The organism is Brevundimonas sp. (assembly GCF_046299535.1).
GTDB lineage: Bacteria > Pseudomonadota > Alphaproteobacteria > Caulobacterales > Caulobacteraceae > Brevundimonas.
In genome coordinates this window covers 128,322-152,729 of sequence record NZ_JBKBIB010000007.1, presented here as the reverse complement: position 1 = coordinate 152,729, position 24,408 = coordinate 128,322, and the positions used below count along the sequence as shown (strand labels likewise).

25 protein-coding genes and 1 tRNA gene are annotated in these 24,408 nt (G+C 68.5%); 13 read left to right on the top strand and 13 right to left on the bottom strand.

The window, feature by feature from the left end; all coding sequences use genetic code 11:
• Nucleotides 1-9: 9 nt before the first annotated feature.
• Nucleotides 10-942: a fatty acid desaturase family protein gene (locus ACK4FB_RS07520; protein WP_409749969.1), complete on the bottom strand. Its 933-nt coding sequence runs from the start codon at nt 940-942 to the stop codon at nt 10-12.
• Between the two features lie 123 nt (nt 943-1,065).
• Here ACK4FB_RS07520 and ACK4FB_RS07515 point away from each other — a divergent pair, with 123 nt between their 5' ends.
• From ACK4FB_RS07515 to ACK4FB_RS07505, 3 genes are read left to right on the top strand one after another with little or no spacing between them, the layout of a single operon-like run.
• Entirely contained in the window at nt 1,066-1,473 is a 408-nt protein-coding gene (locus ACK4FB_RS07515; RefSeq protein WP_409749967.1) for a hypothetical protein, read from the top strand.
• Entirely contained in the window at nt 1,473-1,670 is a 198-nt protein-coding gene (locus ACK4FB_RS07510; RefSeq protein ID WP_409749964.1) for a helix-turn-helix transcriptional regulator, read from the top strand. Before ACK4FB_RS07515 ends, ACK4FB_RS07510 begins: the two co-directional genes overlap by 1 nt.
• A 30-nt stretch (nt 1,671-1,700) precedes the next feature.
• Nucleotides 1,701-2,627, top strand: a complete 927-nt coding sequence (locus ACK4FB_RS07505) for an alpha/beta fold hydrolase (protein ID WP_409749962.1) — start codon at nt 1,701-1,703, stop codon at nt 2,625-2,627.
• Nucleotides 2,628-2,645: 18 nt separating this feature from the next.
• On the opposite strand, the gene ACK4FB_RS07500 is transcribed toward ACK4FB_RS07505, so the two are convergent.
• The 6 genes from ACK4FB_RS07500 to ACK4FB_RS07475 all read right to left on the bottom strand — a co-directional run bounded on the left by ACK4FB_RS07500 (nt 2,646) and on the right by ACK4FB_RS07475 (nt 9,066).
• Nucleotides 2,646-3,560: a DUF1206 domain-containing protein gene (locus ACK4FB_RS07500; protein WP_409749959.1), complete on the bottom strand. Its 915-nt coding sequence runs from the start codon at nt 3,558-3,560 to the stop codon at nt 2,646-2,648.
• A gap of 55 nt (nt 3,561-3,615) precedes the next feature.
• Nucleotides 3,616-4,764 (bottom strand): flavodoxin-dependent (E)-4-hydroxy-3-methylbut-2-enyl-diphosphate synthase, encoded by a 1,149-nt coding sequence (gene ispG / locus ACK4FB_RS07495; protein ID WP_409749957.1) that lies wholly within the window; start codon nt 4,762-4,764, stop codon nt 3,616-3,618.
• 51 nt (nt 4,765-4,815) lie between these two features.
• Complete coding sequence (locus ACK4FB_RS07490) at nt 4,816-5,823, bottom strand: helix-turn-helix domain-containing protein (protein WP_409749954.1); 1,008 nt, start codon at nt 5,821-5,823, stop codon at nt 4,816-4,818.
• 195 nt (nt 5,824-6,018) lie between these two features.
• Nucleotides 6,019-8,280, bottom strand: a complete 2,262-nt coding sequence (gene ptsP, locus ACK4FB_RS07485) for a phosphoenolpyruvate--protein phosphotransferase (protein WP_409750043.1) — start codon at nt 8,278-8,280, stop codon at nt 6,019-6,021.
• An 88-nt stretch (nt 8,281-8,368) separates the two neighbouring features.
• A complete protein-coding gene (gene yidD / locus ACK4FB_RS07480; RefSeq protein ID WP_409749951.1) occupies nt 8,369-8,614 on the bottom strand; it encodes a membrane protein insertion efficiency factor YidD in 246 nt (81 codons plus the stop codon).
• 2 nt (nt 8,615-8,616) lie between these two features.
• Nucleotides 8,617-9,066, bottom strand: coding sequence for an iron-sulfur cluster assembly scaffold protein (locus tag ACK4FB_RS07475; RefSeq protein ID WP_409750041.1), 450 nt, complete (start codon nt 9,064-9,066; stop codon nt 8,617-8,619).
• A gap of 98 nt (nt 9,067-9,164) precedes the next feature.
• On the opposite strand from ACK4FB_RS07475, the gene ACK4FB_RS07470 reads away from it, so the two are divergent.
• Nucleotides 9,165-10,589, top strand: coding sequence for an amidohydrolase family protein (locus tag ACK4FB_RS07470; RefSeq protein ID WP_409749948.1), 1,425 nt, complete (start codon nt 9,165-9,167; stop codon nt 10,587-10,589).
• On the opposite strand, the gene ACK4FB_RS07465 is transcribed toward ACK4FB_RS07470, so the two are convergent.
• The gene (locus tag ACK4FB_RS07465) at nt 10,583-11,953 is read right to left on the bottom strand and encodes a M28 family metallopeptidase (protein ID WP_409749945.1); all 1,371 of its coding nucleotides are present in this window, start codon (nt 11,951-11,953) and stop codon (nt 10,583-10,585) included. The two genes, ACK4FB_RS07470 and ACK4FB_RS07465, sit on opposite strands and share 7 nt — an antisense overlap.
• Nucleotides 11,954-12,086: 133 nt before the next feature.
• Nucleotides 12,087-12,163, bottom strand: a tRNA-Arg gene (locus ACK4FB_RS07460).
• Nucleotides 12,164-12,229: 66 nt separating this feature from the next.
• On the opposite strand from ACK4FB_RS07460, the gene ACK4FB_RS07455 reads away from it, so the two are divergent.
• The gene (locus ACK4FB_RS07455; protein ID WP_409749942.1) at nt 12,230-13,024 is read left to right on the top strand and encodes a sulfotransferase; all 795 of its coding nucleotides are present in this window, start codon (nt 12,230-12,232) and stop codon (nt 13,022-13,024) included.
• Here ACK4FB_RS07455 and ACK4FB_RS07450 read toward each other — a convergent pair.
• Nucleotides 12,998-13,324 (bottom strand): DUF983 domain-containing protein, encoded by a 327-nt coding sequence (locus ACK4FB_RS07450; protein WP_409749939.1) that lies wholly within the window; start codon nt 13,322-13,324, stop codon nt 12,998-13,000. The genes ACK4FB_RS07455 and ACK4FB_RS07450 overlap by 27 nt on opposite strands.
• 372 nt (nt 13,325-13,696) lie before the next feature.
• Between ACK4FB_RS07450 and ACK4FB_RS07445 the strand changes: the two genes are divergently transcribed.
• Nucleotides 13,697-16,186 (top strand): helicase-related protein, encoded by a 2,490-nt coding sequence (locus tag ACK4FB_RS07445; protein WP_409749936.1) that lies wholly within the window; start codon nt 13,697-13,699, stop codon nt 16,184-16,186.
• A complete protein-coding gene (locus ACK4FB_RS07440; RefSeq protein ID WP_409749933.1) occupies nt 16,183-16,467 on the top strand; it encodes a S4 domain-containing protein in 285 nt (94 codons plus the stop codon). The genes ACK4FB_RS07445 and ACK4FB_RS07440 overlap by 4 nt, the downstream gene beginning before the upstream one ends.
• Here the strand turns inward: ACK4FB_RS07440 and ACK4FB_RS07435 are convergent.
• Nucleotides 16,451-17,077: a YceI family protein gene (locus ACK4FB_RS07435; protein ID WP_409749930.1), complete on the bottom strand. Its 627-nt coding sequence runs from the start codon at nt 17,075-17,077 to the stop codon at nt 16,451-16,453. The two genes, ACK4FB_RS07440 and ACK4FB_RS07435, sit on opposite strands and share 17 nt — an antisense overlap.
• Nucleotides 17,078-17,243: 166 nt before the next feature.
• Between ACK4FB_RS07435 and fdxA the strand changes: the two genes are divergently transcribed.
• From fdxA to ACK4FB_RS07420, 3 genes are all read left to right on the top strand, one after another.
• Nucleotides 17,244-17,585 (top strand): ferredoxin FdxA, encoded by a 342-nt coding sequence (gene fdxA, locus ACK4FB_RS07430; protein WP_409750038.1) that lies wholly within the window; start codon nt 17,244-17,246, stop codon nt 17,583-17,585.
• A gap of 311 nt (nt 17,586-17,896) precedes the next feature.
• A complete protein-coding gene (locus ACK4FB_RS07425) occupies nt 17,897-18,433 on the top strand; it encodes a CarD family transcriptional regulator (protein WP_409749927.1) in 537 nt (178 codons plus the stop codon).
• Nucleotides 18,434-18,587: 154 nt separating this feature from the next.
• Complete coding sequence (locus tag ACK4FB_RS07420; RefSeq protein WP_409749924.1) at nt 18,588-20,240, top strand: hypothetical protein; 1,653 nt, start codon at nt 18,588-18,590, stop codon at nt 20,238-20,240.
• 20 nt (nt 20,241-20,260) lie between these two features.
• Here the strand turns inward: ACK4FB_RS07420 and ACK4FB_RS07415 are convergent, their stop codons facing one another.
• The gene (locus ACK4FB_RS07415; protein WP_409749921.1) at nt 20,261-20,725 is read right to left on the bottom strand and encodes a DUF3617 domain-containing protein; all 465 of its coding nucleotides are present in this window, start codon (nt 20,723-20,725) and stop codon (nt 20,261-20,263) included.
• A 225-nt stretch (nt 20,726-20,950) separates the two neighbouring features.
• Here ACK4FB_RS07415 and rpmB point away from each other — a divergent pair, with 225 nt between their 5' ends.
• The 3 genes from rpmB (at nt 20,951) to ACK4FB_RS07400 (ending at nt 22,426) form a co-directional block, all read left to right on the top strand.
• Nucleotides 20,951-21,247 (top strand): 50S ribosomal protein L28, encoded by a 297-nt coding sequence (rpmB, locus tag ACK4FB_RS07410; RefSeq protein WP_409749918.1) that lies wholly within the window; start codon nt 20,951-20,953, stop codon nt 21,245-21,247.
• 162 nt (nt 21,248-21,409) lie between these two features.
• Complete coding sequence (locus ACK4FB_RS07405; RefSeq protein ID WP_409749915.1) at nt 21,410-21,898, top strand: peroxiredoxin; 489 nt, start codon at nt 21,410-21,412, stop codon at nt 21,896-21,898.
• Between the two features lie 114 nt (nt 21,899-22,012).
• Nucleotides 22,013-22,426, top strand: coding sequence for a very short patch repair endonuclease (locus ACK4FB_RS07400; RefSeq protein WP_409749912.1), 414 nt, complete (start codon nt 22,013-22,015; stop codon nt 22,424-22,426).
• Here the strand turns inward: ACK4FB_RS07400 and ACK4FB_RS07395 are convergent.
• A complete protein-coding gene (locus ACK4FB_RS07395; RefSeq protein WP_409749909.1) occupies nt 22,423-24,369 on the bottom strand; it encodes an ATP-binding protein in 1,947 nt (648 codons plus the stop codon). The genes ACK4FB_RS07400 and ACK4FB_RS07395 overlap by 4 nt on opposite strands.
• Between the last annotated feature and the right edge of the window lie 39 nt (nt 24,370-24,408).

Genomic DNA, 24,408 nt, shown 5'->3' with positions numbered 1-24,408 from the left:
CTGCAGCGCTCAGGCGGACGCCGCGGTCCTCAACACGCTCAGATAGCCCGGCGCCGTCTCCATGCGCGCGGCCTCGGGGCGCGTGTGCAGCAGCCGGTGCAGGCGCGGCAGGCGCCAGCAGGGCACGTGCATGAACAGGTGGTGCTCGGCGTGATAGTTGACCCAGTAGGGGGCGATCAGGGCCCGCTCGATCCAGTTCGCGCGGGTGGTGCGCGCGGCGCGGAAGGCGTCGTCCCCCGAGCCCTCGACACAGGCGTGCTCGGCGATGTTGCGCAGACGCGTGACCAGCGGAAACCACGCCGCCATGGGAAGCAGCCACAGAACAAAGTAGGCCCACCAGACGCCCGCCAGCGTCAACGCGGCCAGCATGCCGGCGTTGACGATCAGGAATGGGGCCACCGACTTGCCGGTCACCACCGCGCCCTCGGCCATGTGGGCGTCGCGCTGGTTACGGAAGGCGCCCACCAGCAGCAAGACCCTCTGCTTGAAGAAGGTCTGGCCGGTCAGGTCACGGATGATCTTGCGCCGCAGGGAGGCGCCGGTGACCGGGAACGGCTCGGACAGCACCAGATCCGGGTCCTCCGGCTGCCGGGCGAATTTGTGGTGCGACAGATGATAGGGGCGGTAGGCGGAAAGGCTGGCCCCCACGGGCACGGCGCACAGCCAGTGGCCGAGGACATCATTCAGCTTCAGGTTCTTCGCCAGCGCCCCGTGGGCGGCCTCGTGCATCAGGATGGCCAGCCCCAGCTGGCGGGCGCCGATGATCATGATGCAGATCGGGATCAGCACCGGCCACATCACCCCGGCCGCCACGGCCAGGGCGATCACGGCCCAGGCGTGCAGCACCAGCAGCGGCCCACGCCAGTGGCTGCGCGCCTGAAACGGCGCCCATTCCTCGGGCGTGAACAGGCGGGCCGGGGAAATGCGCGGCGCGGCGGGCATGGGGCATCATAGCGCGCTTTCCAAAAAAGGACGCGAAAATCAGGTAAACCTGACGAAATGTCGTGTTGACCTGACACGACGCATATGTCATGACTACCTTACATTTCGTCAGGAGGACACGACATGCTCACACTGGGAAAACAGCAAACCACCCCCGCCGGGCGCCGCTATGTAATGCGGACCATGGCCTTCATGACCGGCTATGTGGCGGTTAATGTGGCGGCCATTTCCGGCGCCTTTGACGAGATCATCGGCCGGCCCGTGGCCTGGGCCCTGGCGCTGGCGGTGGCGGCGCCTGTGGCCGGCCAGATCTGGGCCACCCTGATGCTGATGCGGGACTCCGACGAGTTCGTGCGCGGCGTCACCGCCAAGCAGTTCATCCTGTCGGCCGGCATCGCCATGGCGCTGGCGACGGCGTGGGGGTTCGGCGAGAGCTACGCCGGCGCGCCCCACGTTCCGGCCTGGCTGATCTACCCCCTGTTCTGGGCCGTCTTCGGGGTGGTGGCGCCGTTCGTGCGGAGCTCCAACTGATGAAGAACCGACTGCGGGTGCTGCGCGCCGAGAAGGGCTGGACCCAGGCGGACCTGGCGGACCGGCTGGGCGTCTCGCGACAGGCCGTCAACGCCCTGGAGACCGAGAAGCACGATCCGTCCCTCGATCTCGCCTACCGCATCGCCGCCCAGTTCGGGGCCGCGGTGGAAGACATCTTCGACAATCCGCACGGCTGACGCCGGCGGTTCAAACCCAAGGAGGCAACAATGTTCAACGTACGCTCATGGAGCGGGCGGCTGGCCGCCTGCGCGCTCATCGCCCTGTCGGTCGGCGCCGTGGCCGCCCTGCCCGGACGGGCCGGGGCCCAGATCGCCGCCCCCGCGCCGGGCTTCGCCTCCGACCGCATCAGCGTGGAGGTGACCGGCGAGGGCCCCGACGTGGTGCTGATCCCCGGCATGGCCTCCTCGCGGGAGGTGTGGCGGGCCACCGCCGAGGCGCTGGCCGGGAGTTACCGGCTGCATCTGGTGCAGCTGTCCGGTTTCGCGGGGCAGCCGTGGACCCACGGCGAGGGCGACTTCCTCCGGCCCGCCGTGGCGGAGATCGAACGCTACATCGAGACGGCGGGACTGGAGCGGCCCGCCATCATTGGCCACTCCATGGGCGGCGCGTCGGGCGTGCTGCTGGCGCAGGCGCGGCCCGACCTGATCGGCCGGGTGATGAGCGTGGACTCCCTGCCCTTCTTCAGCGTGCTGTACGGCCCCGACATGACGGTCGAGCGCGCCCGCCCCTTCGCCGAGCAGTCGGTCCGCGCCGGCCTCGGCATGGACGACGCCGCCTTCCGCGCCGGGCAGCAGGCCCTCGCCCAGGGCATGAGCCGGGATGAAGCGACCCGCGCGGCCATGGTGGACTGGTCCATGGCGTCGGACCGGCTGGCGCTGGGTCTGGCCATGCGCGACGTGGCCACCACGGACCTGCGGCCGGGTCTGGCGGCCATGGCCACCCCGGTGTGGGCGGTCTATGCGGCCGACGCTGACGGCGGGGCGCCGGCCGCCATGGCCGACGCCATGTGGACGCGGGAGTACGCCGCCCTGCCCGGCGTCCGGCTGGAGCGGGTGGACGGGTCGCGCCACTTCATCATGGCCGACCAGCCGGAGGCGTTCATGGCGCTGGTGCGGGCGTTCCTGGGCGAGTGAACCGGCGGCGCCTTCGATCTATCGGGGCTTGATCTCGCTGGGCATGCGGATGCGGCGCCAGCGGGCCTCGACCAGGGCGAAGGCGCCGAAGGCCATGATGCCCAGTCCGGTCCCGCCGAGAATCCAGGCGCCGTAGGGCTGGGACTGCAGCACATCCAGCGAGGCGCCGAAGCTGCGCGCTTCTTCCGCGCGGGTGTTCAGCCCGGCCAGGACAACGAAGATCCCCATGGGTAGATAGACCACGCCGCGCGCCGCATAGCCGGCCCGCGCCAGGGGCACCACGCGCTCGCAGGTCTTGCGGTCGCACGCCAGCCAGGACGCGAAATCACCGCGCATGCCCTTGATGATGTTGCCCACGCCCATGCCGAGGATGAACAGGCCCGCCCCGATCAGCAGCCAGTCGCCGTAGGGCAGGCTCATGACCGTGCTCGCCTGCTCGCGCGCCTCGGCGCCGCCATCATCGGCCTGAGCCTCGCCCGCCTCGTCGAGCAGTTCGAACACCGAGGCGGCCAGTATGCCGTAGAACACGCCGCTCATGGCCTGACCGCCCCGTTGCAGCAGGGCCTTCCAGGACCGTCCCTCGTGATCCAAGTCGGCGATGGACTGCAGCGCGCGCCACAGGACGAAGCTCCACAGCCCAAGTCCCAGAAGGGTCAGCCATATGCGCCCGAAGGGCTGCTGGGCGGTCAGGGCCAGAACCCCGCCGGCGCCCACGCTGTCGCCCATCAGGCCCATGGCCGTCAGCAGGGCCACCAGCCCCACGTTCACATAGACGAAACCGCGCGCGCCGTAGCCGATGCGCGCGGCCCATTCCAGCAGGGTCTGGATAGAGGGCGGGGGCCGACCGGTCAGGCGTTCGACGCCGCGGCCCAGACGGCGACCGGCGCGTGCTCCGAAGCGACGGCCCTCTGCGATGGCCTGGGTCAGGGTCATTGGCGGTCATCCTCCGTGCGCGGAGGCAAACGCCTGAGGTTGCGGAGGGCTCCGCCTATTCGGCGGCCTGGAGGGCGCCCGCGCGTTCGGCTTCCAGCTCGGCGGCCTTCTTTTCCACCAGCTCGACGATGTGCTCGACCATGCCGGCGTTGTCCTGCTTGTGGGTCATCTTGCCGGCCAGATAGACCATGCCCGCGCCCTTGCCGCCGCCGGTGAAGCCGACATCGGTGTACAGCGCCTCGCCCGGCCCGTTCACGACGCAGCCGATGATGGACAGGCTCATGGGGGTGGTGATGTGGGCGAGCCGCTCTTCCAGCACGCCCACCGTCTCGATGACGTTGAAGCCCTGACGGGCGCAGGACGGGCAGGCGATGATGTTGACGCCCCGGTGGCGCAGGCCCAGCGACTTGAGAATGTCGAAGCCGACCTTGATCTCTTCCACCGGGTCGGCGGCCAGGCTGACCCGGATGGTGTCGCCGATGCCGGCCCACAGCATGGAGCCCAGGCCGATGGCGGACTTGATTGTCCCGGTGCGCAAGGGGCCCGCCTCGGTCACGCCCAGATGCAGCGGGCAGTCGATGGCCTCGGCCAGCTGCTGGTAGGCGGCGACGGTCAGGAAGGGGTCGGAGGCCTTCACCGAGATCTTGAACTCGTGGAAGTCCTCGTCCTGCAGGATGCGGGCGTGGTTCAGCGCCGACTCCACCATCGCATCGGGGCAGGGCTCGCCGTATTTCTCGAGCAGTTCGCGCTCGAGCGAGCCGGCATTGACGCCGATGCGCATGGAGCAGCCGTGGTCGCGGGCCGCCTGGATCACCTCGCGCACCCGGTCGCGCGAGCCGATGTTGCCGGGATTGATGCGCAGGCAGGCCGCGCCCGCCTCGGCCGCCTCGATGCCCCGGCGGTAGTGGAAATGGATGTCGGCCACCAGCGGCACCCGCGATTCCCGCGCGATGGTGCGGAAGGCGGCGGTGGACTCCTCATCGGGGCAGGACACCCGCACGATGTCGGCCCCGGCCTCCTCCAGCTGGCGGATCTGCTCCAGCGTCGCCGCCGCGTCGGCGGTGGGCGTGTTGGTCATGGACTGGACGCTGATCGGAGCGTCGCCGCCCACGGCCACGGAGCCCACGTGGATCTGACGGCTCTTGCGGCGCTCGATGTGGCGCCAGGGGCGGATGTGGCCCAGCTGGTCGGCGGCGTTTGACATGATGCGCCCAAGATAGGGGATCGGGCGGCGTTATTCCACGACGGAAAGATGTCAGCCCGCAGGCGGAAGCGTCGCGGTGCGCTGGGCCAGTTCGGCGGCTGTCTGGCGCGCGGCGCTCTGGGCCCGGGCGTTCAGACCCGCCAGCGGCGTCAGGGGGGCGGTCAGGGCGCCCCCGTACTCGCCGTTCAGATAGACGGTGAAGGCGGACGGCTCGGATACATCGATCGTGGCCGCCACGTCCCGAGGCGCGCGCCAGGATTCCCCGGCCGCCAGCTGGCGGGCGAACAGGACCCTGCCATCGGCCATGCGCACCACGATGCTGGCCGGGCGCTGGGCCTGGATCACCACATTGGAAGCCGTGGGAGAAGCGCCATAGGTGGCGCCCCGCGGATTGAAGGCGCGCTGGACAGGGGCGGCCGAAACCGGCGCCGCGGCCTGGCCCTCGCCCTCCGCTTCCGGGTCCAGCCCGCTCAGTTCGGCCTCAAGGCCAGGGGTGATGTAGAGGGCCGGCACGGTCTGGTCCGGCGGGGCGGCGCGCGGGGCGCCCAAGCGCACCACGCCGGGCGCCGAGCCGAGAGACCAGGTTTCGGGCGTTTCGGAAATCGCGGGCGGGGTCGGGGCCTGCATCAGGCTGACGCGCTGGAAGACGTTCCAGCCGATGACGGCGAACACCAGGGCGGCGGCGGCGGCGATCAGACGGGGCGAACTGCGCCGGGCCTCGCGCACATCAACGCCGGTCGGCGGCTGCAGCCCCACGGGGGCATGGGGGCTTTCCCCCCTGAAACGTTCAGCCGCCAGTTGTTCGTCCAGACCCAGCACGGCGGCGTAGGCCCGAACATAGCCCAGCGCGAAAGCCTGTGAGGGAAGAGCAGTGAAATCGCCCTGCTCCAGCGCCCGTAGATAACGGACATGGACGCGGGTCGCGGCGGACAGATCGTCGATGGGGCGGCCGGAATGCTCACGCGCCCGGCGCAGGGCGTCGCCCAGGGTGGCGGACTCCGTCAGAATGCGATGCGGATCGCTCCACGCCGCTTCGTCGTGTCGAACGTCAGGGTCCAACCCTGCATCCAGCGGCATATCGCCCGCCCCCGTACTCGCGCTGTCGATCGATGAGTGATCAAACCGCCACGTCCCCCGCGGCGCCCGATCATGGCCTCCCCCCGGAAGCCCCTCAAACTCGTCCTGTGGATAACCCATTGACAGCCCCGGATCAATGTCTGGTTAACCGATTCGCGCACGGCGCGAGCGGCTTTCTCACAGAGCGACGTTCAACTTCCGGGCCAGAGCCTCCACCTCGTTGCGGACCGAGCCCGACGGCGCGCCCAGCAATCCGGCCACGCCACGACGCGCCGCCGCCAGATCCAGCGACAGGATCATGCGCTTGACCGGCCCTACCCCGCCCGCAGGGGCGGAAAGCCGTGTGTATCCAAGCGCCAGCAGGACCATGGCCTCCAGGGGCCGTCCCGCAAGCTCTCCGCAGACGGACACCGGCGTTTCGGTTTCCTCGCACTGACGCTGGATGTCCTGAAGCGCACGCAGGGTCGGCGGAGACAGCGGGTCGTACCGATCAGAGACCAGGGGATTGGTCCGGTCCGCCGCGTACATGTACTGAAACAGGTCATTGGTGCCGATGGAGACGAAGTCGGTCAGCGGCAGCAGGGCGTCCAGATGCCACAGCAGGCTGGGCGCCTCGATCATGGCGCCGACCCGCAGGGACGCGGGCAGGGTCTTGCCGCGCCGTTCGGCCCAGTCGCGCTCGGCGTCCATCAGGGCGCGGGCGGCGCGAAACTCGTCCACCGTGGCGATCATGGGGAACATGACCCGAAGTTCCCGTCCGGCGGCGGCGCTCAAGAGGGCGCGCAGTTGAAGTCGCAGCAGGCCCGGCCGGTCCAGGCCCAGACGGATGGCGCGACGGCCAAGCGCCGGGTTCTCCTCGCGCTCCACTTCCAGATAGGGAAGCACCTTGTCGCCGCCCACGTCCAGGGTTCGGAAGGTGACCGGACGGTCCCCGGCCGCGTCCAGCACGCGGCGATAGAGATCCGTCTGGGCCTGGAGGCGGGGCAGTTCCTCGGAGACCATGAACTGGAACTCGGTGCGGAACAGCCCGATGCCCTCGGCGCCCGTCTCGTCCAGGGTGTCCAGGTCCACCACGAGGCCGGCGTTAGCCAGAACCGTCACACGCACCCCGTCGCGGGTGACGGCCGGAGTGTCGCGCAGGGCCACGAACTCGGCGCGGCGCTGGGCGCGGACCTGCATGCGCGCCTGCACCGCGTCCAGCATCTCGGGGCGGGGACGCAGGAAGGCCTCGCCCGACTCGCCGTCTGCGATGACCAGATCGCCTTCGGACAGGCGATCGCGGAGGCCGGCGAGGCGACCGACGCACGGAATCTGGAGCGCCCGGGCGACGATGCCCGCATGGCTGGCGGCGGAGCCTTCCTCAAGCAGCAGGCCGCGCAGCTTGTCGCGCGGATATTCCAGCAGGTCGGCAGGGCCCAGGTTGCGCGCCACAAGGATGGTGTCGTCCGGCAACTCCCGCTGGCCCGGCTGATCGCCCGCCAGCACCCGCAGCAGGCGGTTGGCCAGATCCTCGAGATCGTGCAGGCGCTCGCGGATGTAGGGATCCCGGGCCTTGGCGAAGCGGGCGCGGTGCTCGTTCCGGACCCGGTCCACCGCCGCCTCGGCGGTCAGGCCGCCGCGAACCGCTTCCTCAAGGGACCGGTTCCAGCCCCGGTCCTCGGCGAACATGCGGTAGGTCTCCAGCACCTCGTAGGACGGACCGGCGAGGCCCTGACCGCCCTCCAGCATGGAGTCGATGTTGGCCTTCAGGGCCATGAGGCCAAGCTTGAGCCGCGCCTCCTCGGCCACCGGATCGTCGGCCAGCAGGCGCTCGGGCGCCACCGGCGCCTCGTGCAATACGGCATGGCCGATGGCGAGGCCCTCGGCGAAACGCTGGCCCTTGATGCGTTCGGGGCGGTGCGGGGCGACCTCGACGTCACGAAGCTCGTCCAGACCCAGCAGTTCGCCAGACGCAACGGTCTCGGCCAGGACCATGGCGATGGTCTGGATGTCCTCGACCTCATCCTCGTCATAGCGGCGGGCGGCCTGGTTCTGGACCACCAGCACCCCGATGGAGCGGCCGCCGCGCAACAGGGGCGCGCCGAGGAAGGCGTGATAGGGATCCTCGCCGGTTTCAGGGCGGTAGGAGAAACTGGGGTGGCTGGGGGCGTCCGACAGGCTGATGGGCTCGTTGAGCCGCGCCACCTCGCCCACGAGACCCTCGCCGGGACGCAGGCGTGTGGTGTGAACGGCGTCGGGATTCAGGCCTTCGGTGGCGAACAGCTCCAGTTCGCCGGTGGAGCGGCGCAGATAGATGGAGCAGACCTCGGCCACCATGGACGAGGCGATGGTCTTGACCACCTTGTCCAGACGCTCCTGGGCCGGGCCGCCGCCGGCCATGGCCTCGCGGATCTGGCGCAGGAGGTTTCTGGGCCCCCTCGTCGTCAATCCGCCGCCCATGGGCATCACGCGCCTGCTCCCGCCATTCGATTCCGCCCTAGCATATACAGAAGCTTCCCCGGCGCGCACCCCGGCTCGTCAGGGCCAGCTACTCCGCGCACGGCGGCTTCGGCGGAACCGGATCGTATCCCGAACCGCCGAAAGGATGGCAGCGACAGACCCTTTTCATGGCGAGCCATCCGCCACGCGCCGGGCCGTGGGTGATCAGCGCCTCGGCCGCATAGTCCGAACAGGTGGGCAGGAACCGGCACTGCTGGCCGGTCAGGGGCGACAGAGCAACCTTGTAGCCGCGGTGCGCCAGACGGACGCCGCGCTCGTACAGGCTAGCCGCCATCGTCAGGCCGCGCCCGACAGGCGGGCGCGTTCAGCCGCGCGCACCGCGTCCAGCGCCGCCTCCACCGCCACCAGCGCCGAGGCGTGACGGGCGGGATAGTCCGCCACCTGTTTCAGCATACGCAGGTCGGCGAACCGGCCTTGCGGGCCATCGCCGCCGGACTTCAGCATGCCCAGCATATCGTCGCGCGCCTCTTCGATCTCATCGCCGGCGGCGCCGATCACATGCTCGCCCAGCACAGCCGCCGCCGCCTGGCCCAGGGCGCAGGCCTTTACCGCCTGGGCGTAGTCCGCGACGCGGCCGGCGCCATCCAGAACGACGTCGACGGTCGCCGTCGAGCCACACAGTTTGGCGACCCGATGGCCGCTCCCGTGCGGCGCGTCCAGACGGCCCGTGCGCGGCATGTTGGCCGCCAGCGTCAGGATGCGGGCGCTGTAGAGGTCGTCGATCATGACCGACAGATAGGCGCTGATCGATCTTGCGAGAAGGGCGAAAGACTTTCCGCCCCGGGCGGACTTCATCGGCATCGCAGCCATCCATGGAGCCTTTCATGATTCCCCGCCCCGCCCTGCCCGCCTGTCTTCTGGCCGCCGCGGCCCTCGCCGTGGCGCCCGCCGCCCATGCCGAACCCGACGTCTATCTGGGCCTGAACCTGGTCCATCCGCAGACCGAAACGATTCAGCCCGACGCCTATGTGGTGGTGGAGGACGGCCGCATCGTCGAGATCGGGCAGGGGCGCCCCGCGACCGGGCAAGGCCGGATGCATGACTTCACCGGACTGTTCGCCCTGCCCGGCCTGATCGACACCCACGCCCACATCAGTCTGGGGGCTATCCGCCTGGGCACGGACGAGGACGGCGCGCCGTATCTGGCCGCGGATCATCGGCCCGACATCGTGGCGCACAACGCGCGGCGCATGCTGGCCTACGGCGTCACCACGGTGCGCAATCCCGGTGGCGACATGGCGGCGAGCCGCGCTTACGATGAAGCGCGGGCGGCGGGCCTGCCGGGGCCCGAAGCCCTGCACGCCGGCGAAGTCATCGACCGCTCGCCCTTTCCCGTCGTCGGCCTGGGGGACCGGCCGTCGGAGACGCGGGGCGTCGCCGCCATCGTCGCCGAGCAGGCGCAAGGGGGCGCGCGCTACATCAAGCTCTACGAGTCCCTGAGCGAGGCGGACCTGATCGAAGGGATCGCCGAGGCCCGGCGTCACGGCCTGCCGGTGATCGCCCACCTGTCGGACGTGAGTTGGACCCGCGCCGCGGAACTGGGCGTGGACGCCCTGGTGCACGTCATGCCGGTCAGCCCCGACCTGCTGCCGCCGGATCGCCGCGAGGCCTATGTGGCGAGCCGCAGGCAGGGCGCGTTCGCCTTCTTCGAATGGTACGAGGCCGTCGATCTGGACGCACCGGAGATCGAAACCATGATCCGGACGCTGGCGCGTGAACAGGTTCATGTTGACGCGACGCTGGTGGCTTTCGAGGCGGCCTTCCGGGGCGACGATGCGGCCTTTCTGGCCCGGGATGCAGGCCTGTTTCATCCGGACATGCAGGCGAACTGGAGCCAGGTCTTCCGGTTCGATCTGGGCTGGACCGCCGAGGACTATGCGCGCGCCCGGGCGGTGTGGCCCAAGGTGCTGGAGCTGACCCGCCGCATGCACCAGGCGGGCGTACCGCTGACCCTGGGGACCGACATGGCCAATCCCTTCATCGCGCCGGGACGGAGCATGGCCCGCGAGGCGGCCCTGCATCAGGAGGCCGGGATTCCGGCATGGGCCGTCCTGCGCATGGCCACGTCGGATGCCGCGCGCACGCTGGGGATTGCGGACCGCACGGGCGCCCTGGCCGTGGGTCAGGAGGCGGACATCGTTTTCCTGACGGCGGATCCAACGGCCGATCTGAACGCCCTGACGCAGGTGCGGGCGGTGGTGTCGGACGGCGAGCTATATAATCCGGAGACGCTGCTGGCCGATCAGTAGCCGCCGAAGCTGCCCGCCGCGCCGGGGAAGACCACGGGGCTTTCGGCGCCGTTGCCCGCCACCGCCGCCACGCCGAAGAAGTAGTTGTCGATGACCACGTTCTGGAGCGTGAACTCTGTCACGTCCCCGACCCATCGGCTGTGGGTCCATTGCGGCTCGGTGGTCAGGCGCCAGTAGATGCGGTAGCCGGCCAGATTCGGGGCCTGGGCGTCGGTCGGCCGGGTCCAGCGCAAGGTGGTGTCCGGGCTGACCGCGCCCTCGATCTGGACCTCGGCGGGCGGCGGCGGGGCCCAGGCCATGCCCGCCAGCGCCACGGCGTTCAGGCCCGTCAGCTTGGCCGCATAGTCGAAGTCCACATACTCGAGGGTGTCGCCGTAGTGACGGCCGTCCTCGTTGCGCAGGTCCTGATGCTGGCGGTCGTAGTGTTCGTTGGTCTCCATGATCCGCACGCCGGGATAGCCCAGATCGTTGAACGGCCGGTGGTGGCCGCCTCGTCCGAAGCGGTCCAGGCGATAGACCATCATCACGTCCAGATTGGGCACATACTGCTCGCCGATCCGCTCGATATAGCGGGCGAGATTGCGCGAAGGGCTGTCCACCTCGCCGCCGGTGAAGCGGCGCTGGCGGGCTTCATCCGCGGTCTCGGTAAAGCGCGTTCCCTCGGCGAAGACCCGGGCCGTGGTGTTGTCCACCACCCCGTTGATGCCTGCGGAGTTGCCGATCATGTCGTTGTTCAGCACCGCTTGCAGCCGCCAGCCCTCGCGCCGGGCGTGGGCCGCAAGGATCTGGCCGCCGAAGAGGCCCTGCTCCTCGCCCGCCAGCGCCGCATAGACGATGGTGGCGGGGAACCGGTGCTGAGTCAGGATACGCGCGGCCTCCAGCGTACCCGCCACGCCCGAGGCGTTGTCGTTGGCGCCGGGCGAGTCGTCCACGGCGTTCAGCACGTCGGTGACCCGGCTGTCGATGTCGCCGCTCATCAGCACATAGCGGTCCGGGTCGGCGGCCCCGCGCTGGATGGCGATGACGCTGACCACCTCGGCCGGCTCCGGAATGCGCGGGCCGGTGACCGTGTCGGAGACGTACATCACCTCGAGACAACCGCCGCAGGCCGCCGAGATGCGGTCGAATTCCGCATGGATCCAGCGGCGGGCCGCGCCGATGCCGCGCGTCTCCGACCCGGTTTCCGACAGGGTGTGGCGCGTGCCGAAGCTCACCAGCGTGGCGATATCGGCCTCGATGCGCGCGGCGGATGGCGCCGTGGCGATGTCGTACAGCGCGGGAACCTCGCCGGGAGGAGGCGGCGTCTGGGCCACACCGGCCGACGGCGCAAAGGCCATGATCAAAGCGGATAGCAGCGCGCGCATGATGGAACCCCTGTCGCATGACCCCCTCCGCTGATGCAGCCGCATGAGCACAGGAGCATGGGAACCACTTAACGGCGCCTCACGCCCCCTTGAAAGACGCGGACGGCGAGAAAATCGACACAGGGCAAAGACATGGCGACCCCGGGAGGACTCCAACCTCCGACCTCGGCTTTAGGAAAGCCTTGCTCTATGCAGCTGAGCTACGGGGCCACGTTCGCGGTTCCTAGCGGCTGGCGCCGCGTGTGAAAAGCAGTCGTATGGATTTGGAAGGGTTTGATGGCCTTCACCCACCCCCGGCCCCTGATCGTGTGCGGCTTCGGCCGGTCCGGGACCCGAATGTGCGCCAATCTGTTGGCCAATTCCGGCGTTGTGGAGTTGCAGGGCGAAATTCCCCGTGAGATCGCGCAGGAGACCCTGAGCTGGCTGACGGCCGCACGCGCGGCGGCGGCGCCGACGCAGCCTGAAAGGGTTTACAGCCTGGCCCGGTCCGTCTTTCGGGACATCACGCCGGCGCGGCCCATGGACCGACCGGACGCCCTCTGGTTCGGCCACAAGACGCCGCATCATGAGCGCCATTTTGATCGCTACGAGGCGATCTTCGACCAGCCGGGCGGGCTTCCCGTCTATGTCTATTGCCTGCGCAATCCCTTCCACGTGTGGCGGTCCTACCGCGTGATGCCGTGGGGCGGCTTCGACAGGCCGGGCGGGTTTCTCAAGTCCTGGCTGAGGTCGGTGGCCGCCTGGGAGCGGATGCGTCAGGTCGCGCCGGAGCGGGTGCTGTTGTTCAACCTCGACGCCATGATCCGCGCGCCGGATCGCGAGGTCTGGCTGGGCGACGCCCTGTTCGCCCCGCTGGGCCTGTCAGTCGATACGTTTCGCAAGCCGGTGGAGACGATCGGCAACACCAACTCGGCCGAGGCCAAGCTGGGAGTCGCCCCTTCGCCAGCCCCTTTGCGAGATATCAAGATCATCGCCCGCAACCGTCAGGCCATGGCGGTGGTGCGGACCCACTTCCCCTGGATCGAGGACGAGATCCGGCCGGAGTCAGGCGTCGGGCTGTTTCGGGCCTGATCGACCGAGGAAGGAGAACTCGGCCTCGGACGCCTTACGCACGAACTGCTCGCTGACCAGCCAGGCCTTGACCGGACGCAGGGCAGCCAGGCAGCCGACCACGAACAGCGGCAGGGTGAAGATGAAATGCACCCACATGGGCGGGCGCAGGGCGATCTCCATCCACAGGAACATCAGCGTCACCGCGATGCCCACGCCGGACATGACGAAAAAGGCCGGACCGTCGGCCGGGTCGGCGAAGCTGTAGTCCAGGCCGCATTCCGGGCAGGCCGGGCGCACGGTGATGAAGCCCTTGAACAAGGCCCCTTGCCCACAGCGGGGACAGCGGCAGGCGAGGCCGGTCTTGAGCGGCGACAGCGTCGGCCACTGGCCTGCAGGGACTTCTTCAGGGGGTGAGGGATCAGCCATGAGCCCAGTATAGGCGCCCGTCCACATTTCAACAGACGCACGCCCCGCGCTACAACGCCGCGCCAGTCGTTTCTGGTAGTGGTTAAACCCTGTTAAGATACAATATCTTGTAGGGAACAAATCCTGAATCGAGCGAAGTCGGCGATTCGGTCCTGATTCGTTTCGCCCCTGTTCCGCGCAACCTGGCGGGGTCGTTTACGATCTGGAAGAAGCCGTGAGGCGACGCTTGAGACGGGACGCGGAAATCGCCACCTTGGGGATGTCATGAACGACCGTCCCACCGGCCTGGCCCCGTCACGCATCACCGCGGTGCTGGGCCCCACCAACACCGGCAAGACCCATCTGGCGGTCGAGCGGATGCTTGGGCACGCCTCGGGGATGATCGGCCTGCCGCTGCGGCTGCTGGCCCGCGAGATCTACGACCGCATCGTGGCGCGCATGGGCGCCCGGTCGGTGGCCCTGATCACCGGCGAGGAGAAGATCATCCCGCCCCGGCCACACTGGTGGGTCTGTACGGTCGAGGCCATGCCGCTGGAGAAGACGGTCGAGTTCCTTGCCGTAGACGAAATCCAGCTGTGCGCCGACCCCGAGCGCGGCCACCTGTTCACCCAGAGGCTGCTGCACGCGCGCGGCCAGCTGGAGACCATGTTCCTGGGCGCAGGGACCATGGCGCCGCTCGTGCGGCGGCTGGTTCCGGACGCGGAGATCGTGGCGCGGGACCGGCTGTCGACTCTTAGCTATGCGGGCTCCAAGAAGCTGACCCGGCTGCCGCCGCGCTCGGCCGTCGTCGCTTTCAGCGCCGACCAGGTCTACGCCATCGCCGAACTGATCCGGCGCCAGAGGGGCGGGGCGGCGGTGGTCATGGGCGCCCTGTCCCCGCGCACCCGCAACGCCCAGGTCGCGATGTTCCAGTCGGGCGAGGTGGACTTTCTTGTGGCCACCGACGCCATCGGCATGGGGCTGAACATGGACGTGGACCATGTGGCCTTCGCGGGACTGCGCAAGTTCGACGGGCGGCGCACCCGCTGGCTGCACGCCCAAGAGATCGGCCAGATCGCCGGTCGCGCGGGGCGGCATCTACGCGACGGTGCGTTCGGCGTCACGGGCGAGTGCGACGAGATCGACGAGGACATCGTCGAACAGGTGGTGGAGCACCATTTCGATCCCGTTCGGGCGGCGGAGTGGCGCAACGCCCGGCTGGACTTCGACACCCTGCCGGACCTGCTGCGCTCGCTGACGGTGACGCCGGGGCGGGACGGCCTGATTCTGTCGGGAGAGTCGCTGGACGAAACCGTGCTGCGCCGGCTCATGCACGACGAGGCGATCAGCCGGGTGGCGGGATCGCGCGGGGCGGTGATGCGTCTTTGGGAGGCGTGCCAGCTTCCCGACTTCCAGAAGACCACGCTCGACGAGCATGCGCGGCTGGCCCTGACCGTATTCAAGGCCCTGACGGGCCGGGGCGGTCGCCTGACGGAAGACTGGTTCGCCGCGAGGTTCGAGCAGGCGGACCGGGACGACGGCCAGATCGACCAGCTGTCGGCGCGGCTGGCCGCCGTGAGGACCCTGACCTACATCGCCAATCGTCCGGACTGGCTGCACAATCCGAAACACTGGCGCGAGCGGGCCAGAGTGCTGGAGGAACGGCTGTCGGACGTTTTGCACGAAAGGCTCACCGCCCGCTTCGTGGACCGCCGCACCACCGCCCTGATGCGGGCGCTGAACGTGCGCGAGGACATGGCGACAGAGATCGAGGGCGACGGGCAGGTTCTGGTGGAAGGCCAGGCCGTGGGGCGTCTGACCGGGGTGGCCTTCGCGCCGGAGCGGGGCGCCACCGGCCTTGAGGACCGCGCCCTGCGCGCCGCCGCGCGGCACGCGGTGGGGCCCGAGATCACGCGGCGGCTGGGCCGGCTGGCGGCGGACGAGGACGCGGCCTTTTCCGTCCTGCCAGACGGGTCGGTGCTGTGGCGCGGCGAGATCGCGGCGCGCATCGCGGGCGGCGACCCGTTCAATCCGCGCGTGAGCCTGCTGGGGGACCTGGGGCCCGCGCCGGCCCGCGAGCGGGCGGTGCGTCGGATCGAGGCGTGGCTGGCGGCCGAGGCGGGCCGGGCCCTGCGGCCGCTGAAACGGCTGCGCGACCTGACGGCCAGCGGGAGCCTGAAAGGCCTTCCGCGCGGGCTGGCGTTCCGCCTGATCGAGGCCGGGGGTCTGATCGACCGGCGCGAGGTCCAGACCGATCTGGCCGCCTTGAGCCAGGCTGAACGACGAACCTTGAAGACCATGGCGGTGCGCGTCGGGGTCCATTCGGTGTGGTTGCCCGCCGTGATGAAGCCGCGCGCGCAAGGTCTGATGCAGGCGCATGTGGCCGACCAGCCGTTCCGGGCGACGCCGGGCAGGCTGGTGGCCGCGCCCGCGCCCCTGCCTGCGCCCCGGGTGCTGTCAGCGTTCGGCCTGCGCGCCGTCGGTCAATGGCTTGCGCCCGTGGAGGACCTGGAGCGCATGGCCGGGTTTACGAGGCATGAGAAGGCGGACACGGGACGGCTGTTGCTGCCGGACGCCGCCCTGACCGAATTGGGCTGGAGCGAGGATCAGGGCCGGGCGATCCTGAACGCCCTGAAACGAGCGCCGGACCGCAAGCCGCCGAAGAGCGGGCCGGTCAAGGACTCACCCTTTGCGGCCCTCGCCGTTCTGAACGCGCCCGCTGCGGCCCCCGCCCGGCGCCGCAGGCGGCGGAAGAGCGCGGGCCGCCCTGAATGAGCGACGAGGCCTGCCGGCTGGACGTGTGGCTGCACCGGGCGCGGTTTCTGAAGACCCGGTCCCTCGCGGCGGCCTTTGTGGAGGCGGGGCGCGTGCGCATCACCCATGGGGGCGTTCAGATGCGGGTGGACCGGCCGGGCCGGTCGGTGAGGATCGGAGACGAGCTGCTGTTCGCCATCGGCGGGCGGGTGACGGCTGTGCGCATCGCCGCGCTGGGCGTGCGGCGCGGGCCCCCGGAGGAAGCCCGCGCCCTTTATTCAGCCCTTAGTTCCGAAGGATGAACTCGCCTTCGATGTGGAGCTTCACCTCGTCGCCCAGCAGCGGCAGGCCGTATTCGATACCGAACTCCGAGCGCCGGATGGTGGCCTCGCCGTCGAAGCCGACGGTGTAACGCTGATTGACCGGATTGACGCCGGCCTGATTGAACTCGACCTCCATCACCACCGGACGGGTGACGCCCCGCAGGGTCAGGTCGCCGGTGACCGTGGCCTCGTCCGCATCGTCGTCGTCAACCACGATGGAGGTGGCGATGAATGTGGCCGTGGGGTGGTTGGCGACATCAAAGAAATCGGCGGTCCCCAGGTGGCCGTCCAGGGCGCTGTCATTGGAGGCCACATCGCCAAGCGGGATGCTCGCGCTGAGGGCGCTGTTGGCGGGATTGGTGGGATCCAGGGTCAATTCGCCCGAGACGTTCACGAACTGGCCCACATAGGTGGAGAAGCCCAGATGGCTGACCGACCAGGTGATCTTGCCGTGGCTGGCGTCCAGATCATAGACGCCGGCGCGCACCTGGGCCGGATCGGTGACGAACGGGTCCTGGGCGGTCACGGCGCCTGCGGTGGCGGCGACAGCGAGGATGGCGGCGAAGGCGACGGGTCGGAATGTCGACATGGATTTGATCCCTCTTTGAGCATGCGGCGCGCCGGATCGGCAATCGCCAGAGTTACAGATAGGGGCTCTGTCGGGCCGCGCCAGAGGAACTGCGGTTGACTTGATCGCGCGCGAGGGCCATTTCCGCGACCCGTTCCTGAAACCGCAGCCGGACCCGCGATCCTCGATGACCTACATCGTCACCGACGCCTGTGTGAGATGCAAGTTCATGGACTGCGTGGAGGTCTGTCCCGTGGACTGCTTCTACGAGGGCGAGAACTTTCTGGTCATCAGCCCGGACGAATGCATCGACTGCGGCGTGTGCGAACCGGAGTGCCCGGTGGACGCCATCAAGCCCGACACCGAGGACGAGCCCGACGGCAAGTGGCTGCAGATCAACGCGGAGTACGCCAAGGTCTGGCCCAACATCACCGTCAAGGGCGAACCGCCGGCCGGCAAGGAGCAGTTCGAGCGCGAGACGGGCAAGTTCGAGAAGTATTTCTCCACGGCCCCCGGCAAGGGTTCCTGACCCCGCCTTCGCGCCTCAATTCCGCCATGGTCGCCATCGTCGGCCAATGTCCGATCGCGCGACGCGGACATTTTGAAATTGTGCGGTTTTGTGATAGATTATCGCTCATTGGGTCGGGCGGTCGTCGCTTTACAGCGCGCCGCCCGCGTTCGTTAAAGAATCCCGCCCTGGAAGGCGGGATCGGCCAGAGGTTGGGTGTCCCGTTCTCGTTTCTAGTTTTTGCAGGATGATTGTCGGCGATCCCGGATCGCTGGCCACAGCTTCGCATGCCCTGAACGAGCGCCCCGTCTTCGCCGCTGAAAGGAATTGATATGACGAGCAAGAGCGGTCTGGAATTCAAGGTCGGCGACAGCGTGGTCTATCCGGCGCACGGCGTCGGCAAGGTGGCGGCGGTCGAGACCCAGGAGGTCGCTGGCATGTCGCTGGAGGTCTATGTGGTGACCTTCGACCATGAGAAGATGACCCTGCGCGTTCCCACCGCCAAGGCGAAGACCGCCGGCCTGCGCTCCCTGGCCGCCGAGGACGTGGTGACCAAGGCCCTGAGCACCCTGAAGGGCCGCGCCCGGGTCAAGCGCACCATGTGGTCGCGACGGGCCCAGGAATATGAGGCCAAGATCAACTCTGGCGACCTGATCTCCATCGCCGAGGTGGTGCGCGATCTGCACCGCGCCGAGAGCCAGCCGGAACAGTCCTATTCGGAGCGCCAGCTCTATGAATCGGCGCTGGACCGCATGGCCCGCGAGGTGGCGGCCGCCAACCGCATCGACAAGGACGAGGCCGTGGCCCTGCTGGCCAAGTCGCTGAGCGCCAAGAAGGCGATCACGCCGCCTGCGGCCGAAGCAGCCTGAGCCCCCCGTTCCTGAATGAGTTCAGAACGCCCGGCCGTAAAGGTCGGGCGTTTCTGTTTGAGACCTCTGCGCGCCATCGCATGACACGCACAGCGGCTTGCGGAGGCCGGCGACGCGCGGGAGAAGTCGGCCCGGTGGAAAGCGGGAGAACGCCGTGAAGGTCTTCGTCGATATTCCGAACTATTTCTGGAAATCGGATGACCCCGACCGGGCCGATGTACGCACCACCTATGTCAGTCTTTTCGCCGCCCTTTCCCGATTGGGCTGCGAGATTGTCGCGCGGCCGTTCCGGCCCTTTTCAGACACCTTGGAACGACCTGACCCCAAAGAGGGGCTGCATTACGCCTATCATGCGCGTGAGCCCGGGCCCGGCGCCTACTGCATCAAGGGCGCCGCCCTGCCGGATCTCTGGTATCTGGACCCCCGGGGCTACAGCGGCTGGTGCGCCCTCGCCCACGACCCGGTCTTGCAGGCCGCCGGCGCAGATTACGATCTGGCTGCGGCGGACGCCGTCATCGCCGATTATCAACATCGCTTCCGATCGGAAAACCTGTCGCGCTACGCCCAGCCCGCTCGGGAGCGGGGGAAAGACCCTGCGGACAGCTTCGCCGTATTCTATCCGATGCAGGTCAACGATGATGAGGTGCTGAAGCTCAGTCGCTTCGCCCAGTTCGAAGTGCTGGAGGCGCTCGGACGCACGGCGGACCGTCTGCAGCGGCCGGTGGTTGTGAAGCGGCACCCCCTTTGTCGCTCTGACCACATCGCCAAGGCCCTGGAACTGGCGCAGCGCTCTGACTTCGTCACGGTGTCAGACGCCTCCGTTCATGACCTCATCACATCAAGCGGGGCGGTTGTGGCGGCGAACTCCGGGGTCGGGGTTCAGGCGCTGATTCACGGCAAGCCGGTCTTCACCGTGGCCGGCAGCGAATACGCCCACATGACCACACCCCTGTCCGGGCTCGAGGAGATGGCGGCGGCGTTCGATACTCCGGTCGCCTCCCAGCCTGAGCGCACGCGCCGCCAGTTGGGCTTCCTGCTGAACGAGTACTGGGTGAACACTCGCGATGAAGAGGCGGTGTTCCGGCGTGTGCAAAGTCACCTGAAGGCATGGCGAGCGGATCAGGGCGTGCGGACAGCCGAGGTCTCTAACGAGGACAAGCGGCGCTCCGGCCTGCTGGCCATGGAGCGGCGATCTCATGACATGGTCGATCATTTGCTGCAGCTGCATGAGACCACGACGGGCGATGCGCGAGACGGGATGGAGACGCTGCTGCTGCGGTCCTATCAACTGGATGTGCGGCCTCAGTTGATCATCCGCCGGATGTCGAACCGGGCCTTCCTGACGCGCTGCCTGTCCCACCGCAGGAAAATCGGGGACGAGGCCGGGGCGGCGGTGGTGACGGAACGGCTGGCCGCGCTGCCCGACGCGGATCACGGCGACCTGTTCGTTCATGCCCGGCAACTGTATCGACTGGGGCGCGACCAGGAGGGCCTGGGCGTGCTGCGCCGGATGTCGCTCATGGATGACGTCCCGGCCATCGCGCTGGTTTTTCTGGGGCGAAAACTGTTGACCCAGGAGCGGGCCTCGGCCGCCGGGGCCGCGCTTGCGGTGGCCGAACGGGCCACGACTCTTCAGCCGGAGACGGCGCAGGCGCACTGGCTGAAGGCGCGCGCCCTGTTCCTGCTGAAGAGGATGGATGAAGCCCGCGATGCGGCGCGGGAAGCCGTGCGACTGAATCCGGCGGACCTGACCTTCACGCAACTGCTGCAGCGCGTCGAGGCGGCGATCGCCGGGGATCAGCACTGATCCCCGGCGACTCCCTGGATTCAGAAATACTCCGCGCCCGCGGGGCATTGGGCCGAAATGCGTCGGGCCGTGATGCTGGCCGGGATGTAGGGCGTACCGCGGGTCAACTGGGCGCCGCCGGTGAAGCGGAAGCTTTCGCTGGTATACGGGCCGTTGAGGCGCACATTGACGGTTCGCCCGCGACGGTCCTGGCAGGTGCCCTCGAAGCGGGAGTTCCCGCCGCCCACCTCGCGCACCGGATAGGTGCACTGCCAGCGGCGCGTGGAAAGGCCGTTGAAGAAGCGGTTGATCTCGCTGGGGCGCACACACTTCTGTTCGGTATCCCGCACGCCCATTACACTGGTGGTGTACTCCCAGTAGCCCGGCTGGGGCTGGCTGGCCGGCGTCTGGGCCTGGGGTCCGGGCGCCGCAACCATCAGGGCGGCCGCAGCGGCGAAGCCGGAGCCGAGCGTGATGGCGCGTCGTTTTGTGGTCATGGTCGTCATGGTCGCTCTTTCATGCGGCTATGTTGACAGGCGATCCTACAGATGGCGGTTGAACGGCGGCTGAACAATGGCCGTTCCCCCTCGGGGTGAAAGACTCCAAGCCCTTGACGCAAAGGGGTGGGTGCGCCTATACGGCCCCCTCTCGCGCGGGAGCCCTGTCCTGCGCGCCATTGTTTCATGCGCCGCGTGGCTGACAAGCCCGCCCGCCTGCCAAGGATTTTGACGATGTCGCGTCGTTGCGAACTCACCGGGATCGGCCCGATGGTCGGCCACAGCGTCAGCCACTCCAATGTCAAGACCAAGCGCCGGTTCCTGCCGTCGCTGAAGACGGTCAAACTGGCTTCGGACTCGCTGGGCCAGACGTTCTCCCTGCGCATCTCCAACGCCGCCCTGCGCACCCTGGACTACAAGGGCGGCCTGGACGTGTTCATCGTCAAGGCCCGCGACGAGCAACTGTCGATCAAGGCCCAGCGCATCAAGCGTCAGGTCCGCGCCAAGCTGGCGGAACAAGCCTCCGCCTGATCGGCTGGGCGAACGAGCATTCTGAAAGGGCCGGCGGAAACGCCGGCCCTTTTGCTTTGGGCCGCTTGGAATGGTCACCCTGCGCCTCTATCTGTCACGACATCGAAGGAAACGCGGCGCGCTTCCTCCACAAACGATCACAGCCCAGCCCAGGAGCCATCCATGACCATCAAGCCCGGCGACCGCCTGCCTGACGCCACCCTCGCCACCATGACGCCGGAGGGCCCCAGGCCGGTGAAGACCGCCGAACTGTTCGGACAAGGCACCACGGCGCTGTTCGCGGTGCCCGGCGCCTTTACGCCCACCTGCTCGGCCCGCCACCTGCCGGGCTTCAAGGACAAGCATGACGAACTGAAGGCCAGGGGCGTGGACCGGATCGTCGGCGTGTCGGTCAACGACCCCTTCGTCATGGGCGCCTGGGCTGAGCAACAGGGCCTCAGCGGCGACGACATCCTGCTCGTGGCCGACGGCAACGGCGATTTCACCAAGCAGCTGGGCCTGGAGCTGGACGCCACCGGCTTCGGCATGGGCCATCGCTCGCAACGATATTCCATGTTGATCAAGGACGGCGTGGTGACCGAGCTCAATGTGGAGCAGGGCGGCGAATTCAAGGTGTCCTCTGCCGAGCATCTGCTGACGCAGTTGTCTTGATAAGGGCCCTGTCGCTCGCCGCTCGGCGGCTCGCTGCTTGAGGGCATCTTGGTTGCCCTATCGCTCGCCGCTCGGCGGCTCGCTGCTTGAGGGCAAGGCGCTGACGCCGCAGTCATGACCACCGACGTGTTCACCCCCGAGAAGCGCAGCGCCGTCATGCGGCGGGTGAAGGGCCGCGACACGGGGCCGGAGATGACTGTCCGCCGGGCGCTGAGAGCGCTCGGCGTCGGCTACCGGCTGGGCGGCGCGGGTCTGCCCGGCCGGCCGGATGTGGTCATGAAAGGGCGAAGGTCCGTCATCTTCGTCCATGGCTGTTTCTGGCACGGGCATGATTGCGCACGGGGCGCTCGCGAGCCCAGGTCCAACGCGGACTACTGGCGCGCCAAGATTGGACGGAACAGGGAAAGGGACCGGATGGCGCTCGAATTGCTGATCGCCGACAACTGGCGCGTCCTGGTGATCTGGGAGTGCGAAATGAAGGACCGCCCGGCCCTGACCGCTCGCCTGCAATCCTTCCTCGCCGCCTAGGCGGCCTCGGTTTCGCGGTTCGCGGCCGCCTGGACCAGAACATGATCCAGCGCGCCGATAAGCGCCGCAGGCGTCAGGGGTTTTGAGACGAAATAGTCCATGCCGGCCGCCATGCAGGCGTCGATGTCGCCCTGGGCGGTGTCAGCGGTAACGGCGATGATCGGCGTCTTGTGGTTCGGCCCCTCTCCAGCGCGAAGGCGCCGGGTGGTTTCGCGGCCGTCCAGTTCGGGCATGCGCACGTCCATGAAGATCACATCGTACGTCTGCACCTCAGCGGCCGTCAGGGCCGCCAGGCCGTCCACGGCCGTGGCGATCTCGACGCCCAGAGGCATGAGGATCAGCTGGATGGCGCGGCGATTGATCTCGTGATCGTCCACGACCAGCACCTTCAGAGGCCGGTCTGCGGAAGTCTCTGCGGCATCCACGCCCTCGCCTCCGGGGAGCGCCTCATCGTCGGGCAGGATTTTCGGCGCGGGGTCTGCAGGTTCCGGCGAGGGAGCCGGATCAAGTCTCGTGGTCATCTCCGGCGTCGGCTTGGCAGGCGCCCGGTCGGACAAGGGCCGATTGTGAGGACTACGATCCCGGGTTTCCGGCGCCTCAACAGGCGGTCCGTCGGGGGCGGGGGCCCTGGGCAGGGTCAGGGCCAGGGTGAAGGCCGCGCCCTGCCCCCTTGCGCTGCGGGCCGTCAGTCGCCCCCCCATCAAATGCGCCAGATCCCGGCTGATGCTCAGGCCAAGACCGGTGCCGCCATGGCGCGCGCTCACGCCGCTGTCGGTCTGGTCAAAAGGCGTGAAAAGCCGCGCCAGCTGGTCCGCATCCATACCGGGGCCTGTGTCGATCACCTCGATGATAAGGGCTGCGGCGTCGGGATCCTGTTCCCACGCCCGAATGCGGACGGTGACGTCCCCGCTCTGGGTGAATTTCAGGGCGTTGGAGACCAGATTATTCAGCACCTGACGGAGCCGGGTGGGGTCGCCGGTCACCCAGGCCGGGGTTTGCGACGCGCCCTCCAGTCGCAGACGCAGTCCCTGCTCGACCGCCTCCCGCTGCCACAGGCGAATGGTGCGCGCCATGAGTTGACGCAGATTGAAGGTCTGGGCCTCCATCTCCAGACGTCCCGCCTCAAGCTTGGCGTGATCCAGCAGATGGTCCAGCAAGGTCTTCATCATCCGCCCCGCCTCGCCGATGAGGGCGGCGTTCTGGCGGGAGGATGCGTCCTGGGCCCGGAGCTCCAGTTCGTGGGCCCCGGCAAGAATTGCGGAAAGAGGGGTTCGGAGATCATGGCTGATCGTGGCCACAAAGGCGGACTTTCCCGCAACGGCGGCCTCCGCCTCCCGACGACGACGGTCGGAATCTCTCTGCGCTTCGCGCTCGGATTCAGCCAGGCGCGCGTTGCTGGCGTAGGCGGCCATGACAAAGGCGAGGATACTCACGCAGATGACAGCCGCGGCCGTAGCCGCCGCCCGTCCCGCCCCTTGGGCAAGCATGAGCAGGGGGGTCGCGGCCAGATACAGGACCAGCGGGGTCAGATTCAGGCCCAGCATGAAAGAGGACCTGCCCGACACCACCAGAGCGTTCATCATCCCGCCCGTCAGGATCAGCACCGCGCAGATGCCGCCCGCCAGGCCGCCCAGATGCCACAGAGGCAAGGCGAAAAAGCCGTAGACGGCCGTGCTGGCCGCGATTGCGACCCCGGCGATGAGCTTGCGCCATGGCGGCAGTGTGTCGGCCTGGCCCGAGGAAATGGGCGCGCAGGCCAAGGCGTCCATCAACTGGACCAGAAAATAAACTGCAATCCACGCCAGGGATATCTGAGGTCCGATGACCGGCGAGAAGACCAGCACGCCGACCACGCCCACGCCCATGCGGATGGGCAGGTTCTTGCGGCGACGGCGGACGGCGTCGGCGAATGCCTCGTCCCGAATAGCGGCGTCATTAGCCATGGATACGCCCGTCTGACCGCCCCTGGGCGGCGTTCAATG

Bases quoted from the DNA above. Each gene is read 5' to 3' on its own strand.
- rpmB (WP_409749918.1), top strand. From the start codon at position 20,951: ATGTCGCGTCGTTGCGAACTCACCGGGATCGGCCCGATGGTCGGCCAC.
- yidD (WP_409749951.1), bottom strand. From the start codon at position 8,614: ATGGCGGCTAGCCTGTACGAGCGCGGCGTCCGTCTGGCGCACCGCGGC.
- ACK4FB_RS07440 (WP_409749933.1), top strand. From the start codon at position 16,183: ATGAGCGACGAGGCCTGCCGGCTGGACGTGTGGCTGCACCGGGCGCGG.
- ACK4FB_RS07520 (WP_409749969.1), bottom strand. From the start codon at position 942: ATGCCCGCCGCGCCGCGCATTTCCCCGGCCCGCCTGTTCACGCCCGAG.
- ACK4FB_RS07415 (WP_409749921.1), bottom strand. From the start codon at position 20,725: ATGACGACCATGACCACAAAACGACGCGCCATCACGCTCGGCTCCGGC.
- ACK4FB_RS07455 (WP_409749942.1), top strand. From the start codon at position 12,230: ATGGCCTTCACCCACCCCCGGCCCCTGATCGTGTGCGGCTTCGGCCGG.
- ACK4FB_RS07405 (WP_409749915.1), top strand. From the start codon at position 21,410: ATGACCATCAAGCCCGGCGACCGCCTGCCTGACGCCACCCTCGCCACC.
- ACK4FB_RS07395 (WP_409749909.1), bottom strand. From the start codon at position 24,369: ATGGCTAATGACGCCGCTATTCGGGACGAGGCATTCGCCGACGCCGTC.
- ACK4FB_RS07470 (WP_409749948.1), top strand. From the start codon at position 9,165: ATGATTCCCCGCCCCGCCCTGCCCGCCTGTCTTCTGGCCGCCGCGGCC.
- ACK4FB_RS07400 (WP_409749912.1), top strand. From the start codon at position 22,013: ATGACCACCGACGTGTTCACCCCCGAGAAGCGCAGCGCCGTCATGCGG.
- ACK4FB_RS07475 (WP_409750041.1), bottom strand. From the start codon at position 9,066: ATGATCGACGACCTCTACAGCGCCCGCATCCTGACGCTGGCGGCCAAC.
- ptsP (WP_409750043.1), bottom strand. From the start codon at position 8,280: ATGGGCGGCGGATTGACGACGAGGGGGCCCAGAAACCTCCTGCGCCAG.
- ispG (WP_409749957.1), bottom strand. From the start codon at position 4,764: ATGTCAAACGCCGCCGACCAGCTGGGCCACATCCGCCCCTGGCGCCAC.
- ACK4FB_RS07425 (WP_409749927.1), top strand. From the start codon at position 17,897: ATGACGAGCAAGAGCGGTCTGGAATTCAAGGTCGGCGACAGCGTGGTC.
- fdxA (WP_409750038.1), top strand. From the start codon at position 17,244: ATGACCTACATCGTCACCGACGCCTGTGTGAGATGCAAGTTCATGGAC.
- ACK4FB_RS07465 (WP_409749945.1), bottom strand. From the start codon at position 11,953: ATGCGCGCGCTGCTATCCGCTTTGATCATGGCCTTTGCGCCGTCGGCC.
- ACK4FB_RS07510 (WP_409749964.1), top strand. From the start codon at position 1,473: ATGAAGAACCGACTGCGGGTGCTGCGCGCCGAGAAGGGCTGGACCCAG.
- ACK4FB_RS07515 (WP_409749967.1), top strand. From the start codon at position 1,066: ATGCTCACACTGGGAAAACAGCAAACCACCCCCGCCGGGCGCCGCTAT.
- ACK4FB_RS07445 (WP_409749936.1), top strand. From the start codon at position 13,697: ATGAACGACCGTCCCACCGGCCTGGCCCCGTCACGCATCACCGCGGTG.
- ACK4FB_RS07500 (WP_409749959.1), bottom strand. From the start codon at position 3,560: ATGACCCTGACCCAGGCCATCGCAGAGGGCCGTCGCTTCGGAGCACGC.
- ACK4FB_RS07505 (WP_409749962.1), top strand. From the start codon at position 1,701: ATGTTCAACGTACGCTCATGGAGCGGGCGGCTGGCCGCCTGCGCGCTC.
- ACK4FB_RS07435 (WP_409749930.1), bottom strand. From the start codon at position 17,077: ATGTCGACATTCCGACCCGTCGCCTTCGCCGCCATCCTCGCTGTCGCC.